Origin of the sequence: Sphingomonas sp. (genome assembly GCF_017304615.1) — a bacterium.
GTDB lineage: Bacteria > Pseudomonadota > Alphaproteobacteria > Sphingomonadales > Sphingomonadaceae > Sphingomonas.
In genome coordinates, this window is the sequence record NZ_JAFKLZ010000006.1 from 15,497 (window position 1) to 29,424 (window position 13,928).

Here is a 13,928-nt window from a genome sequence, read left to right on the forward strand (position 1 = left end):
GGGGGATGCAACCCGCTTGACCCCGCGCGTTCCGCGGTGTCGATAGCATTCGCCGTCACGGGGGTATCGGATGGACGTCGAACTCGCACAGGAACGAATGTTGTTGCTCGCCGACCGGTTCAGCATGGACCTGGCGGAGGGGCGGGCGTGGACCCGGCGAACCGACGCGTTCGGGACAATGGCGAAGATCGGCAGTTTCCTGTCACGGCCCAAGGACGAGGATTTCGAGACCGTCTATCGCGAGCGGCGGCTGCAACCATTCTACCACATCGCCTGCACTACGACGATGACCTATGAGCGCGCCAAGGACTATCGCGTACCGGTCGACTCCAACGTGATTCAAGTCGAGGCTGACGGAAAGACGCACGCGGTGGATACCGGCGCGTTCATCATCAGCGGGACCGAGCGGTGCCACGACGAAGTGCATCGCGCGGCTTATTACGACGCGATCAGTGGACAGGCCGAGCCGGGCGCGGCACTTTACCTCGGGCACAGTTCGACGCTGATCGACGCCGAGATCCTGGCCCGGACCGCGGCCGACGGAGCCGTGGTCGTCCCGCCCCAGGCCAAGGCGTCGATGCTGGTCCGTGACGTGCTGGCGAATTCGATCGAGCGGATCACCGCCGACCGTGTGCTCGAGGAAAGACTCTCGATCCACCACATCGATCTCTATTACCGGCCGGTCTATGCGTTCCGCTATCGCTGGCAGGGCAAGGAGGCCGTGGTGGAATTCGACGGCGTGACCGGCGAGACCAAGGTCGGCGGCAGCACGTTCGAACAATTCCTGGGCCGCGCGGTCGACGCCGAATTCCTGATCAACGCAGGAGTCGAGGCGGCGGGCATCCTGATTCCCGGCGCGCGGTTGGCGGAGATCGTCATTTCGAAGAGTATCAAGGCCGCCAAGGCGAAGTGACCGTGCTTGCCAGTCGGCATGACGTGGTCATAAGCATCGGCGTATGAAACCATCCACGCTAATGTCGCTGCGCCGCTGGCACCTGTATGTCGGCGTCTTCCTTGCGCCCTCCATCCTGTTCTTCGCCTTTACCGGCCTGATTCAGGTGATCGGCTGGCAAGACCAGCGCAACCCGCCGCCGCCGGCCTGGGTGTCCTGGAGCGCGGGTATCCACAAGCATCAGGCCCCGCCCAAGCCGCGCAAGGTCCAGCCGCAACCTGCATCGGCTCCCGCCGCCAGCCCGCCGCGACGCGACGATCACGATGACGAGCCGTTCGTGCCGCTCAAGATCTTCGCCATGCTGACGGCGATCGGGCTGTTCGTCACGACGCTGATTGGTCTGGCGGTGGCGCTAGGCACGCGATCGATGCGGCGTAAGGCCGGGGCGATACTGGCGGCGGGGGTCGTGGTGCCGCTGGTGCTGATGGTGTTGTGAGCGGGCCGCTCGACCGTCAGCCGAACCTGATCGGTGACCTGGTCGAACTGCGTCCGGCCACGGCCGACGATTTCGAGGCGTTGTTTTCGGTGGCGAGCGATCCACTGATCTGGGAAATCCACCCGGCGCATGACCGCTGGCAGAAGCCGGTGTTCCGCAAATTCTTCGAAGACGGGCTGGCGTCGGGCGGGATGCTGGTCGCTACCGATCGCGCAACGGGCGAGGTGATCGGCAGCTCGCGCTACGATTTGGGGCGCGCCGAGCCGGGCGAGGTCGAGATCGGCTGGACCTTCCTTGCGCGCAGCCGTTGGGGCGGACGGTACAATGGCGAGATGAAGGCGCTGATGCTCGGCCACGCCTTTCGTTCGGTCGAGCGCGTCATCTTCCTCGTTGGCGCGGCCAATATCCGTTCGCGCAAGGCGTTGGAGAAGATCGGCGGCTATCTGACCCCGCGCGAACACCGCGCCGTGATGGCGGGCAAGCCGGTCGTCCATGTCATCTACGCGATCGACCGGCCGCTTTGACCGCAACCGCCGGGACGCGGGCCGCGTCGCGCGGGCATAGATAGCGCTCATGGCACACGATCCGATCGATACCGACGCCGCCTGGACTGCCTTCGAACGCCGTGATCGCGCTTATGATGGGCGTTTCGTCGTCGCGGTGAGCACCACGGGCATCTACTGCAAACCGAGTTGCCCCGCGCGCCACCCCAGGCGCGAGCATGTCTCGTTCCATCGCGACGGCGCGGCGGCGCGTGCGGCTGGCTATCGGGCCTGCTTGCGATGCAAACCCGACGAGGTCGGGCGTGACCGAATCGCCGTCGCGAAGGCGGTCGCGCTGATCGAAGCGGCGGAGGAGGCGATCCCGCTGGAGGAACTCGCGTCGCGGGTCGGCTATGCGCCGCACCATTTCCACCGGCTGTTCAAGCGCGCGACCGGGGTGACGCCGGCCGCCTATGCGCGTGGCCTCCGCGCGACGCGCGTGGCGGAAGCGTTGCGGAGCGAGGAGAGCGTGACCGGCGCGATCTACGAAGCGGGTTATTCGGCGCCGAGCCGCTTCTACGAAGGTGGCGCGCGGCGGTTGGGCATGACGCCGAGCGCGTGGCGCAAGGGCGGCGCGGGCGTGACGGTGCGCTGGACGATCGCCGACACCAGCCTGGGCAAGTTGCTGATCGCGGCGACCGACAAAGGGCTGTGCCGCGTCGCGTTCGATGAGGATGCGCTCAGCCTGGCGCGACATTTTCCCGAGGCGGAGATCGTGCAGGGCGGCGCGTCGTTGGCGACCCTGGCCGCGCGCGTGGTCGAAAGCGTCGAATCGCCCGACCGCGATCTGCACTTGCCGCTCGACGTCCAGGGCACCGCTTTCCAGGAGGCGGTGTGGCAAGCGTTGCGCGACATCCCGCCGGGCGAAACGCGCAGCTACGCCGAACTCGCCGCCGCCGCGGGCAATCCAAAGGCCGTGCGCGCGGCTGGGACCGCGTGCGGGAAGAACCATGTCGCGGTCATCGTCCCCTGCCACCGCGCGCAACGCAGCGACGGGTCGATCGGCGGCTATGCCTATGGCGTCGACCGCAAGGTGGCGTTGCTGACTCGCGAAGGATCGAAGTGATGAGCTACGTGATCCGCGGGCTTGACCCCGCGCCGTTCGCGCACCTGTTCGGGCTGAGCGATGCCGCGCTCGCCGAGCATCGCGCCGTCCGCCGGCGCGCCGACGCCAAGCCGGGCTTTCCCTGCCGTGTAACGCTGGAGGATGCCGAGCCTGGGGAAACTCTGATACTGCTCAACCACGAACACCTGCCGGTCGACGGACCGTATCGCGGTTCCTACGCGATCTATGTCCGCGAGGGTGCGCGCGAGGCGGCGGAGTATCGGGACGCCGTCCCGGCGCAATTGTCGGGCCGCCTGCTCGCATTGCGGGCGTTCGACGAGGACGGGATGTTGATCAAGGCCGACGTGATCGACGGGACCGAACTCGATGCGCTGATCGAACCGTGGCTGGCCGATCCAGCGGTCGCCTATCTCCACGCTTACAACGCCAGGCCGGGCTGTTTCGCGGCACGCATCGACAGGGACTAGCACGCTCACTAGGCTTCTCCGCAAGGAGGAACGACATGCCGCCGACCGAACCCAATACGCCGCCGGGCAGCCGGCTCTGGCGCGTCGTTCATCACCCGATGTCGCTGCTGGGGCTGTCGGTGCCGATCATTTTCGTGTGTGCCCTGTTGAGCAGCGCGGTCGGACGGTTGCTTCATGCCGAGACCAGCGGCGCCGGCACGATCCTGAGCGCGGTGATCGGCGCGGGCATTTTCTTCGGGGCTTATTGGTTGTTCGTCCGGTACGTCGAGCGGCGGCCGGTCGACGAGTTCGCATTTGCGCCGGCGCTCAAGGAGCTGGCGGTCGGGGTCGCGATCGGCGTGGCGGTGCTGAGTGTCGTGGTTGGCGTCATGGCGGTACTGGGCAGCTATCGCATCGTCGGCACGCGCGGCGCGGAAGTGTTGCCGCTGGCGCTGGCGACCGGGATCTTTCCGGGGTTCAGTGAGGAGATCGCGATCCGCGGCCTGTTCTTCCGGCTGTTCGAACGGTGGCTGGGAAGCTGGGCGGCGCTCGCCTTGTCGGCGGCGTTCTTCGGCATGGGGCATCTGGGCAATCCGGGCGCGACCTGGATCGCGGCGGTGGGGATCGCGTTCGAGGCGGGGATCATGCTCGCCGCCGTTTACATGATTACGCGGCGGCTATGGGTCGCGATCGGTCTGCACGCCGCATGGAACTTCGCCGAAGGCGGGATTTATGGGACGCCTGTGTCGGGACTGACCATCGACGGCTTGCTCCGGCCATGGATCGGCGGATCGGACCTCGTCACCGGGGGCGCGTTCGGGCCGGAAGCTTCATTGCCGGCCATGGTGGTGGCCACCGCGCTCGGCGTCATATTCCTCGTCATCGCCTGGCGGCGGGGCAAGTTCGTCTCGCCCAGTTGGGTCCGGGATCGTCAGTTGGCGGGCGCGCAGGAATAGACCAGCTTTTCGCTGTAATTCGTCGGCAGTGCCGCGCGGATCGATTGCTGTTGCGTGCCGAGTTGCGCGCGCGCCTGCGCATCCGCCGAACATTGCTTGAGCGGAATCTGTGAGCGGATCTTGCGCGCGGCGTCCATCTGGTCCGCGCTCAGGAAATAGCGATAGTTGACATAATCGCGCGTCTTTGGATCGAATTCGACGACCGACACGGTCTGTTCGTCGCCAGGTACCAGCACGCGGACCCACTTGCCGTCGTCGTCGGCATATTGCGTGCGATCGTTCATGCAACCGTCCTGACCCCAGTTGAGGCTGACGTCCGAGCCGGTCGATACCGTGACTCGGCTGCGGTCGGGAACGAACTTGCAGACCATCTTGCCGAGCGGAAGTGCTGCGGGGGTCGGGCTGGTTGAGGCGACAGGCACCTCGAAGCCGCCCTTGGCCTGGATCGGCTTTTCGCCGGGGCGCAGGACGAAGGTAATGATCGCGGCGAGCATCAGCACTCCGCCGCCCGACGCCGCCCAGATCGCCTCGCGCTGCTTGCCCCGCTGGAACAGCAAGCCGCCGCCGCCCACCGTGAGCGCACCGAGCACGAGCAGTAACGCGGCGATCGCGATGACATTTTCGCTGCGCCGCTCGGCGTCGACCCGGGCCTGTTCCGCCGCCTGTTCGCGCGCGAGTTCGGCCTTCGCCGCGGTGTCACGTCGCGTCGCGTCGGCAGCCTCCGCCGCGGCGCGGTCGGCGGCCTGGTCGGCGCTGACGCGCGCTTCCAGGCTCATGCACGGATTGGTAACCGCGCCGAACGGCTGCTTCGCCTGCTCGAGGAATGCCGCGAGTTCGGCCTCGCTGATCGCGAAGGCGAAATTGGCGTCACCCTCCTGGCCCTTGGTGATCGCGGAGTTGACCCCGAGCACGCGGCCGCAACGGTCGAGCACCGGCCCGCCTGAATTGCCACGCGAGATGCTGGCGGTGTGGAGCAGCACGTTGACGCCATCGACCGTCCGCGCCGCCGACAGCGATCCTTCGGAGCGCACCGGCGCCAACGGCTTGATGTAGTCGGCGGCAGACTGCGCGCTGGCGAGATCGACATTGCCCGGATAGCCGAGCGAGACGAGTCCCGTGCTGTCATCGAGCGACCCGGCGTAAAGCGTCGCCGGGGGGATTTTCGCCCCGACGATCTCGATCAGCGCAAGGTCGCGCTTGCTGTCGATCGCGATGACACGCCCCTGATACGACTTGCTGCCTTCGGACGGCACCACGCCGATCACGACATTATCGGGATATTGCTGCGCCAGCGCCACGACATGCGCGTTGGTGACGATCCGGTTGGGCGCGACCGCAAAGCCGGAGCCATGCCCGAACCCGACCACTTCCTGATCGACGATCGCGATCGTGACAACGCGCACGACGCTGCGTGAAGTCGCGGCGACGTCATCGGCAGCGACGGGTGCCGCGAACATTACACCGCCCAGCGCGAGCAGCGCCGCCATCATCAGTCGCCGGAACCCGATCATCCGGCGCGCCATGGCAGATTCGCGCGACAAGCGACAGGGGTTTGCGCGCTCAGGAGCCCTTGCCCTTGTCGCCCTTCTTATCGTCATCGTCTTTGGCTTCGAGCATCGTGATCGCGCCGGGGATATCCTTTGCCTCGATGGCTGCCAGGGCTTTTTGCGCCTTGGTCGAAACCTTTCGGTCTTCGGCCGAATATGCCACCGGCGCGAGTGCGACCCTGGCGTATTTGACGTTGTCCTGACGCAGGAACACCCGCGCCGCGACGAGTCGCAGCTCACTGTCATACGGCGCCAGTGCATAGGCGTAGATCAGCGCCTTGTCGGCGTTGGCATTCGGCTTCTGGCCAGCTTTTTCGAAACTCTTGTAATATTCGTAGAGCGGCGCCGGATCCTCGGTGTCGATCTTGTTCGCCATCAGGAACCATCGCCGGATCGCTTGCCACTTTGCGGGGTCGGTCACCTTGTTGCGCGCCGCGATCTCCGCCTGGGCGAGCCCCTTATAGATCAGAGCGTGGATCGATTTCGGGTCGGCGGCGATCGCGCGATCGGCCGCCGCTTCGGCCAGCGCGAAGCCGGCAAGGGCCTTGGCATCCTCCTCCTTGTACAGCACGGACGCGACGTCGAACTCGGCTTCTGCGAGTTCGTTCTGTGCGTCGGCGTCGTTGGGATAGGGGGCGGCGAGGCGACGCGCCATGGCGACGACGTTGGCGGCATCCTTCTTGGAAACGCCAGCCTTCGACTCGATCAGTGCCGGCATGATCGCGGCCGCACCGGCCGCCAGCGGCGTCAGGGTGACGGTACCAATCGGCAATTCTGCCGCAGTAAACCGCGCCGACGGGTATTTCCGCTGTTTTGCCCAGACATCCATCTTGGCGTCGAGCGTGTTGGGGTTGCCGATGATGCGCGCCGCTTCCTTGACGGGCGTGCCCCCGTTGATCGCACCGATATACTGGGCCAGATCCTTGCGCCGTTCGGCGTCGAACGTGAGATAGTGAACCAGCAGCCACCCTCGGCTGTAGACTGCGTCGCGACTACCGCCTGTCAGTCGGTCGGACGGCATCGCCTTCAAGAGGTCATCGGCGGGCATCAGGCCGGAATTGCCGACCGTCCATCTCCGATAGATTGGCGGCGCGCCGAACGTGTAGCTTTGGTCGGGATCGACGATCGCCGTGGCGTGCAGCTCTGCGAACCCTTCGACAAACCAATAGGGAAATCCCGCGTCGGCCCAGTGCAGGAACATCCAGTGGTGGGCATATTCGTGGAACAGGATCGCCTGTGACGAAAGTTCGCCACCGCCATCGCTGCGCGGGGTGAAGGCCACCGATCCGCTGGCTTGCGGGTTATAGAAGCCCGCAACCCCGGGGCTCGACAGGCGCTGGATGTCGCCGATTCCGTCCACCACGAAAATGGTGACACGCGATGCAGGGCCACGCTTGAGCTCCGGTGTGACATGCCAGACGCTCATCGCCTTGTCGAAGCGTTCGAGCTTTTCGGTGAATGCCTTCACCTTCTCGGCGCTGTCGTTGTCGTAAACCACGAAGTGGTCCGAGGTGGCGCGATACCAGGTTGCGTTGGCCGATGCCGGAACCATGGAGAGCGTTGCGGCGGAGAGAAGTAGCTTGCGGATCATTTGCCCCCCAAAGACTATGTTTTCCCGCGACCTTATCGCCGATTTCAGACAAAGCTATAGGGATCGATGTCGACGACGACCCGCACTTTCGCGGGCCAGTCGAGCTTGCTGAGCCAGTCGCGGATGACGTCTTGCACATCCAGAGCGCGGCGGGCGTGGACGAGCAGGCGGTAGCGGTGCCTGCCGCGTAGCATCGCGAGCGGGGCGGGGGCGGGGCCATAGACTTCCATGCCATCCACCTTCGGCGCGGTGCGGCCGACGAGTTGCGCGATTTCGTGCGCGGCGGATTGGTCTTCCGAGGAAACGACGATCGCGGCGTAGCGGCCGAACGGCGGGGCGCCCGCCTGGCGCCGCTCGTCGGTTTCGGCGGCGGTGAAGGCCTCCACGTCGCCGGAAATCAGCGCCGCCATCACCGGGTGAGACGGGTCGTGGGTCTGGATATAGACATGGCCGGGCTTCTCACCGCGCCCGGCGCGGCCGGCGACTTGCATGATTTGCTGGAACGTGCGCTCCGCCGCCCGAAGATCGCCGCCGCCCAGCCCCAGATCGGCGTCGATCACCCCGACGAGCGTCAGATTGGGGAAGTGATAGCCCTTGGTCACCAATTGCGTGCCGATGACGATGTCGATGTCGCCGGCTTCCATGCGGTGGACGAACTCGGCGGCCTTGGCGGGCGACCAGATCGTGTCACTCGTGACGATCGCGGTCTTCGCCTCGGGCCAAAGTAAGGCGGCCTCATCCGCGATACGCTCGACCCCCGGGCCGCACGCGACGAGGCTGTCCTCCGCCTTGCATTCGGGGCAGGCGTGCGGGGTCGGCATGATGTGTCCGCAATGGTGGCACGACAGGCGGCGGACAAGGCGGTGCTCAACCATCCACGCGGTGCAATTGGGACATTGGAAGCGATGCCCGCAGGCCCGGCAGAGGGTTAGCGGGGCGTAGCCGCGGCGATTAAGGAAGAGGAGCGCCTGTTCGCCCCGCGCGAGCGTATCGTCGATCGCGGTGATCAGCGTCGGCGCGATCCAGCGGCCACGCTCCGGCGGATCGCGGAGCAGGTCGATCGCCTCGATCGCGGGCATTTCCGCCGCGCCGTAGCGGCCGGGCAGCTTGAGTTCGGCATAGTTGCCGATCTCGACCTGCTGACGCGTCTCGATCGCGGGAGTGGCGGTGGCGAGAATCACCGGCACGCCCTCGAACTTGCCGCGCATCACCGCGACGTCGCGCGCGTGGTAATGGACGCCCTCCTCCTGCTTGAAGCTGGTTTCGTGCGCCTCATCGACGACGATCAGGCCGAGGTTCGAATAGGGCAGGAACAATGCCGAGCGCGCGCCGACGGTGACGAGCGCCTGGCCGGTGGCGATCGCGCGCCACGCCCGGCGGCGCTGCGACTGACGCAGGCCTGAATGCCACGCGACCGGTTCACAGCCGAACCGGGCGGTGAACCGCTGGAGGAACGGCTCGGTCAGCGCGATTTCGGGAAGGAGGACGAGCGTCTGGCGACCGGCGCGGATTGCGGCTGCGATCGCCTCGAAATAGACTTCAGTCTTGCCCGACCCGGTAACGCCGTCGAGCAGGGTGGGCTGGAACGCGTGCGCCTCGACCCCGGCGACCAGCGCGTCCGCAGCCGCCTGTTGCTCTGCCGACAGCACCGGGGCCGCGTGATCGGGGTCTGGCAGCGGGAAGGGGCTGTCGATATCGACTTCGACCGGCTCGATCGCGCCCGCCTTGACCAGCCCTCGAATGACTCCGTCGGATACGTCGGCGATCGTCGCGAGTTCGCGGACCAGGCCCTGGCGATCGCCGATCCGCTCGAGCGCCTGTTCGCGTTGCGGGGTCATGCGGTCGGGTACATTGCCGGTCGCGCGATATTCGGTGACGGTTCGTGCGCCCTCCAGCGCCGATGTCGACGGCAGCGCCATCCGCGCGACCGAGGCGGGCGCGGCCAAGTAGTAATCCGACGTCCACTCGATCAGCCGTCGCATAGCTTCGGTCAGCGGCGGGACGGGGAGGACGCCCATTAGGTTGCGCAGCCTATTGTCGCCGACCTCGGCGTCGCTGGGCATCCGCTCGGGCTCCCATACAACGCCGAGCAACTGGCGCGGCCCCAGCGGCGCGACGACCAGCGACCCCGGCTCGACCTCCATGCCATGGGGCACGCGGTAATCGAGCGGGCCGAGCGCTGAATTCATGACGAGGACGCGGGCGCGGGACATTGCCATCCGACTAATATAGGAATCGCCGCAAGGGCACCCCAATGACACCGCAACAGCAACTCGACGAGTTCATCGACCGCTTCACGCCCGAGGTCGCAGCGCAGGCGCGGCGCGCCCTGGCGGCGGTGGGCGAGCGGCTGCCGGGCGCGACGCGGTTGGTCTACGACAATTACAATGCGCTCGCGATCGCGTTCGGACCCGACGACAAGGCGCGAGCGGCTGTCTGTTCGGTGGCGCTCTATCCGCGCTGGGTGAGCCTGTTCCTGGTCGGCGGTCAGGATCTGTCGGATCCGGCTGGATTGCTGGAGGGCGGCGGCGGCACGATGCGCCACGTCAAATTGACCGGCGATCGGCTCGACGATCCGGCCTTGTGGGCATTGCTCGACGCGGCGGCAGCGGGCGCGTCGCGGCCGATCGATCCAGCGGGTCAGGAGCGGCTGATCATCAAGTCGATCTCCGCGAAGCAGCGGCGGCGGCGACCGTGACGGCGCTACCGCTCGAGTTTGGCAAGCATCTGGCGCGCGACCGGCGGCGGTCGGCGCATACCGTGCGCGCTTATGAAGCGACGGCGGTGCGGCTGATCGCGTTCCTGGGCGAGCATTGGGGCGAGGCGGTCGATGCGGCGGCGTTGGGTCGGGTGAGTGCGGCGGACCTGCGCGCGTATCTGGCGAAGCGGCGCGGCGAGGGGCTGGGTAATGCGTCGGCCGCGCGCGAATTGTCTGCGGTCAGGACGTTCCTTCGATGGGCGGGGGGCGCGGACGCCTCGCCGCGCATCAAGGGGCCGCGCGTCAAGAAGGGCGTGCCGCGCCCAATCTCCCCCGCCGACGCGGTCGCACTGGCGGAGGAAGTGGCGGACGACGCCGCCGAGCCGTGGATCGGCGCGCGTGACTGGGCGGTGTTGCTGCTGCTTTATGGCGCGGGATTGCGAATCGGCGAGGCGGTGGGGCTGACCGGCAGCGTGCTGCCGCTCGGGGAGACGATGGCGGTCACCGGCAAGCGCGACAAGACGCGGATCGTGCCGATCCTGCCGCAAGTGCGCGAGGCGATCGACGCTTATGTCGCGAGTTCGCCATGGGGCGTGGCGCGCACCGAGCCGTTGTTTCGCGGGGCGAAGGGCGGGCCGCTATCGGCGGGTGTCGTGCGCCGATCGGTGCAGGCGGCACGGACGCGGCTTGGGCTGGCCGATCGCACGACGCCGCACGCGCTGCGTCACAGCTTCGCGACGCATCTCCTGGGGCGCGGCGCGGACTTGCGTCAGCTACAGGAACTGCTGGGCCATGCCAGCTTGAGCTCGACCCAGATCTATACGGCGGTCGATGCCGCGCATCTGCTGGATGTGTACCGGAACGCGCACCCGCGGGCCTAGCCCCGTGGTTTCCACGTCGCGACACGGTAGAGATACCAGATCAGGATCGCCGCGCAGATCGCGACCGCCGCCGGACCCGTCCACGCCTCCGCCTCGCGGAAATTGTGGCCGAGCCAATAGCCGGCGCCGGTCAGGAACAGGTTCCAGATGAAAGTCCCCGCCAGCGTCCAGACGATGAACTTCCAGCGCGGCATGTTCGAAATTCCGGCGGGCAGCGAGATGATCGACCGCCCGAACGGCATGAAGCGCATGACGAAGATCAGCCATTGGCCGTGCCGGAAGAAGAAATTGTCGATCCGCTCGACATCGCTCCATTCGACCGTCAGCCAGCGTCCGTTGCGCTCCACGAAGGGCTTGAGCTTCTGCAGGGGGACATAGCGCCCGACCCAGTACCAGAAATAATTGCCCGCCGTTGAGCCGACCGTGCCCGCGGCCATCACGCCCCAGAAATCGAGCTTGCCGTGCGCGACCGCGATCCCGGCGAAGCCCATGATGACTTCCGACGGGATCGGCGGGATGATGTTTTCGAGCGCCATCCAGACGAAGATGGCGAGATAGCCCCATTGTTCGAGGCCATCGAGGAACCATTGGGTCATCCGTCGCGACGCCGTTTACGGCCAAAGGGCTCAAGCATGGGCGGACACTTTCGCCTCGATCGCGTCCCAGATCATCGCGGCGACGTCGATCCCGTCGAGCCGCTCGATCGCGACGATGCCGGTAGGCGAGGTGACGTTGATCTCGGTCAACCATTCGCCGCCGATCACGTCGATCCCGACGAACAGCAGTCCGCGCTTCTTGAGTTCAGGGCCGAGTGCCGCGCAGATTTCGCGCTCCTTCGCCGTCAGTTCGGTCTTTGCGGCCGATCCGCCGACCGCCAGGTTGGACCGGAACTCGCCCTCACCGGGGATGCGGTTGATCGCGCCCGCCACCTCGCCATCGACCAGGACGATGCGCTTGTCGCCGCTCGCCACGCCCGGCAGGAATGCCTGAAGCATGTGCGGCTCGCGCCAAGTCATGTTGAAGACTTCGATCAGCGCGGAGAGATTGGTGCCGGCGTGGTCGACCTTGAACACCGCCTTGCCGCCATTGCCATGGATCGGCTTGACGACGATCTCGCCATGTTCGTGCAGGAATGCCTTCGCCTCCTCCAGGCTGCGCGTTACCAGCGTGGGCGGCATGAACTGGGCGAAGTCGAGCACGAACACCTTTTCGGGCGCGTTGCGGACGCTGGCCGGGTCGTTCACGACGAGCGTCTTGTGCGCGATGCGTTCGAGCAGATGCGTCGCAGTGATGTAGCCGAGATCGAACGGCGGGTCCTGGCGCATCAGCACGACATCCGCCTCGTCGCCGAGGTCCAGGTTGACCGGATCGCCGAACGCGAAATGCTGGGCCGCGTTACGCTCGACGGTGACCGGATGCGCCTTCGCCCAGACGCGGCCGTCGGCATAGTTGAGTGCGTCGGCGGTGTAGTGGAACAGCTGGTGCCCGCGCGCTTGCGCCGACAGCATCAGCGCAAAGGTCGAATCGCCCGCGATATTGATCGATTCCAGTGGGTCCATCTGGACGGCGACGGTCAGCGGCATGGTTACTCCTTGCAACCCGTCCTAGGTGACTTATTCAACTAAGTCACCCCATCCAGGCGTTTTCGATATGGCGAGGCACCGCGCCGGGGGCAATGAGGATCACGTCGACGCGGATGTCGTCGCCCGGCCCTGCGTAGCGCGGCATCAGCACTTCGGCGGCGGCCGCGACGCGCGACAGGCGGCGTTCGTCGATGGCGAAGTCGAGTTCGGCGTCGGTCGCGCGCGTCTTGACCTCGACGAAGGCGATCAGGTTGCCTTTTCGGGCGACGAGGTCGACTTCGCCAGCGGGCGTGCGGACGCGGCGGTCGAGGATGCGCCAGCCCTTCAGTCGCAACCACCAGGCTGCGATCCGCTCGCCGCGCCGACCCGATGCTTCGGCGGCCTTGCGGTCCCTCACTTCATCTCCAGCGCGCGGGCATAGAGGGCCTTGCGGTCGAGATTGAGGCGCTTGGCGACTTCGCCCGCCGCCTTCGACGCGGGGAGGCGAGTCAGCGCTTCGGCGAGCGCGGCGTCGGCGTCCTCGGCGGTCGCGGCTGCCGGTTCCCCGGGCGGAGCGACGACGACGACGATCTCCCCCTTGGGCGCTCCCGCCTCGGCGTAACGTGCGGCGAGGCTCGACAGCGTGCCGGTCACGGCCTCCTCGAACTTCTTGGTGATCTCGCGCGTCACTGCCGCCTCACGGTCGCCCAGCCCTTCGGCCAGCGCCGCCAGCGTCGCAGCGAGGCGTGGACCCGATTCGTAGAACACCAGAGTCGCGCGAATCCCGGCGATCTCCGCGATCGAATCGGCGCGCGCGCCCGCCTTGGACGGCAGGAAGCCGACGAACAGGAAGCGATCGGTGGGCAGTCCCGCCAAGGTGAGCGCCGCGACCGCCGCGCACGGGCCGGGGATCGTCACCACCGCATGACCCGCAGCGCGGGCATCGCGGACCAGCTTGTAGCCCGGATCGGAAATCAGCGGCGTTCCCGCGTCGCTGACCAACGCGATCGCCTCTCGCCCGAGTCGCGCGATCAATCCGGGCCGGACGCGGTCCGCATTGTGGTCGTGATAGGCGATCATCGGACGCTTGACGCCGATATGTCGCAACAATCCGGCAGTGACGCGCGTATCCTCCACGGCAATCGCCGCGGCATGCGACAGGACGTGTGCGGCGCGCGGCGACAAGTCGCCGAGATTGCCGATCGGGGTCGCGACGATGTAGAGACCGGGCAAAAGCGTATCAGTCATCAG

Annotated in this window: 15 protein-coding genes; 8 read left to right on the forward strand and 7 right to left on the reverse strand. The window is 66.7% G+C overall.

The features are described 5' to 3' along the window. Positions 1-70: 70 nt before the first annotated feature. The 6 genes from J0J06_RS16655 to J0J06_RS16680 are packed head-to-tail and all read left to right on the forward strand — an operon-like array spanning position 71 to position 4,398. Positions 71-913, forward strand: a complete 843-nt coding sequence (locus J0J06_RS16655; RefSeq protein ID WP_294043835.1) for a hypothetical protein — start codon at positions 71-73, stop codon at positions 911-913. A 43-nt stretch (positions 914-956) separates the two neighbouring features. Beyond that, positions 957-1,388 carry a hypothetical protein gene (locus J0J06_RS16660; RefSeq protein WP_294043836.1) on the forward strand — a complete coding sequence of 144 codons (432 nt, stop codon included), beginning with the start codon at positions 957-959 and terminating at the stop codon, positions 1,386-1,388. Further along, the gene (locus J0J06_RS16665; protein ID WP_294043837.1) at positions 1,385-1,912 is read left to right on the forward strand and encodes a GNAT family N-acetyltransferase; all 528 of its coding nucleotides are present in this window, start codon (positions 1,385-1,387) and stop codon (positions 1,910-1,912) included. The genes J0J06_RS16660 and J0J06_RS16665 overlap by 4 nt, the downstream gene beginning before the upstream one ends. Before the next feature lie 49 nt (positions 1,913-1,961). Beyond that, on the forward strand, positions 1,962-2,996 hold the full coding sequence (gene ada / locus J0J06_RS16670) for a bifunctional DNA-binding transcriptional regulator/O6-methylguanine-DNA methyltransferase Ada (RefSeq protein ID WP_294043838.1): 1,035 nt from the start codon (positions 1,962-1,964) through the stop codon (positions 2,994-2,996). Continuing rightward, positions 2,996-3,463: a DUF1203 domain-containing protein gene (locus tag J0J06_RS16675; RefSeq protein WP_294043839.1), complete on the forward strand. Its 468-nt coding sequence runs from the start codon at positions 2,996-2,998 to the stop codon at positions 3,461-3,463. Before ada ends, J0J06_RS16675 begins: the two co-directional genes overlap by 1 nt. A gap of 35 nt (positions 3,464-3,498) precedes the next feature. Beyond that, positions 3,499-4,398: a type II CAAX endopeptidase family protein gene (locus J0J06_RS16680; protein WP_294043840.1), complete on the forward strand. Its 900-nt coding sequence runs from the start codon at positions 3,499-3,501 to the stop codon at positions 4,396-4,398. Here the strand turns inward: J0J06_RS16680 and J0J06_RS16685 are convergent. Genes J0J06_RS16685 through J0J06_RS16695 form a run of 3 tightly spaced genes read right to left on the reverse strand, consistent with a single transcriptional unit; the run spans position 4,374 to position 9,749 of the window. Continuing rightward, positions 4,374-5,939, reverse strand: coding sequence for a serine protease (locus tag J0J06_RS16685; RefSeq protein ID WP_366931242.1), 1,566 nt, complete (start codon positions 5,937-5,939; stop codon positions 4,374-4,376). The genes J0J06_RS16680 and J0J06_RS16685 overlap by 25 nt on opposite strands. 19 nt (positions 5,940-5,958) lie before the next feature. Further along, on the reverse strand, positions 5,959-7,536 hold the full coding sequence (locus tag J0J06_RS16690) for a hypothetical protein (RefSeq protein ID WP_294043841.1): 1,578 nt from the start codon (positions 7,534-7,536) through the stop codon (positions 5,959-5,961). A 44-nt stretch (positions 7,537-7,580) separates the two neighbouring features. After that, positions 7,581-9,749 (reverse strand): primosomal protein N', encoded by a 2,169-nt coding sequence (locus J0J06_RS16695; protein ID WP_294043868.1) that lies wholly within the window; start codon positions 9,747-9,749, stop codon positions 7,581-7,583. Between the two features lie 41 nt (positions 9,750-9,790). On the opposite strand from J0J06_RS16695, the gene J0J06_RS16700 reads away from it, so the two are divergent. Both J0J06_RS16700 and J0J06_RS16705 read left to right on the forward strand, forming a co-directional pair. Then, positions 9,791-10,234, forward strand: coding sequence for a hypothetical protein (locus J0J06_RS16700; RefSeq protein WP_294043842.1), 444 nt, complete (start codon positions 9,791-9,793; stop codon positions 10,232-10,234). Continuing rightward, positions 10,231-11,115, forward strand: coding sequence for a tyrosine recombinase XerC (locus J0J06_RS16705; protein ID WP_294043843.1), 885 nt, complete (start codon positions 10,231-10,233; stop codon positions 11,113-11,115). The genes J0J06_RS16700 and J0J06_RS16705 overlap by 4 nt, the downstream gene beginning before the upstream one ends. Here the strand turns inward: J0J06_RS16705 and J0J06_RS16710 are convergent. From J0J06_RS16710 to rsmI, 4 genes are read right to left on the reverse strand one after another with little or no spacing between them, the layout of a single operon-like run. After that, a complete protein-coding gene (locus tag J0J06_RS16710; RefSeq protein WP_294043844.1) occupies positions 11,112-11,711 on the reverse strand; it encodes a DedA family protein in 600 nt (199 codons plus the stop codon). The two genes, J0J06_RS16705 and J0J06_RS16710, sit on opposite strands and share 4 nt — an antisense overlap. Positions 11,712-11,741: 30 nt before the next feature. Continuing rightward, positions 11,742-12,698: a glutathione synthase gene (gene gshB, locus J0J06_RS16715; protein WP_294043845.1), complete on the reverse strand. Its 957-nt coding sequence runs from the start codon at positions 12,696-12,698 to the stop codon at positions 11,742-11,744. Between the two features lie 43 nt (positions 12,699-12,741). Continuing rightward, positions 12,742-13,095 (reverse strand): YraN family protein, encoded by a 354-nt coding sequence (locus J0J06_RS16720; RefSeq protein ID WP_294043846.1) that lies wholly within the window; start codon positions 13,093-13,095, stop codon positions 12,742-12,744. Next, complete coding sequence (rsmI, locus tag J0J06_RS16725; protein ID WP_294043847.1) at positions 13,092-13,925, reverse strand: 16S rRNA (cytidine(1402)-2'-O)-methyltransferase; 834 nt, start codon at positions 13,923-13,925, stop codon at positions 13,092-13,094. The genes J0J06_RS16720 and rsmI overlap by 4 nt, the downstream gene beginning before the upstream one ends. Positions 13,926-13,928 lie beyond the last annotated feature (3 nt).

Bases quoted from the DNA above. Each gene is read 5' to 3' on its own strand.
- gshB (WP_294043845.1), bottom strand. From the start codon at position 12,698: ATGCCGCTGACCGTCGCCGTCCAGATGGACCCACTGGAATCGATCAAT.
- J0J06_RS16655 (WP_294043835.1), top strand. From the start codon at position 71: ATGGACGTCGAACTCGCACAGGAACGAATGTTGTTGCTCGCCGACCGG.
- J0J06_RS16690 (WP_294043841.1), bottom strand. From the start codon at position 7,536: ATGATCCGCAAGCTACTTCTCTCCGCCGCAACGCTCTCCATGGTTCCG.
- ada (WP_294043838.1), top strand. From the start codon at position 1,962: ATGGCACACGATCCGATCGATACCGACGCCGCCTGGACTGCCTTCGAA.
- J0J06_RS16680 (WP_294043840.1), top strand. From the start codon at position 3,499: ATGCCGCCGACCGAACCCAATACGCCGCCGGGCAGCCGGCTCTGGCGC.
- J0J06_RS16695 (WP_294043868.1), bottom strand. From the start codon at position 9,749: ATGTCCCGCGCCCGCGTCCTCGTCATGAATTCAGCGCTCGGCCCGCTC.
- J0J06_RS16710 (WP_294043844.1), bottom strand. From the start codon at position 11,711: ATGACCCAATGGTTCCTCGATGGCCTCGAACAATGGGGCTATCTCGCC.
- J0J06_RS16700 (WP_294043842.1), top strand. From the start codon at position 9,791: ATGACACCGCAACAGCAACTCGACGAGTTCATCGACCGCTTCACGCCC.
- rsmI (WP_294043847.1), bottom strand. From the start codon at position 13,925: ATGACTGATACGCTTTTGCCCGGTCTCTACATCGTCGCGACCCCGATC.
- J0J06_RS16675 (WP_294043839.1), top strand. From the start codon at position 2,996: ATGAGCTACGTGATCCGCGGGCTTGACCCCGCGCCGTTCGCGCACCTG.
- J0J06_RS16660 (WP_294043836.1), top strand. From the start codon at position 957: ATGAAACCATCCACGCTAATGTCGCTGCGCCGCTGGCACCTGTATGTC.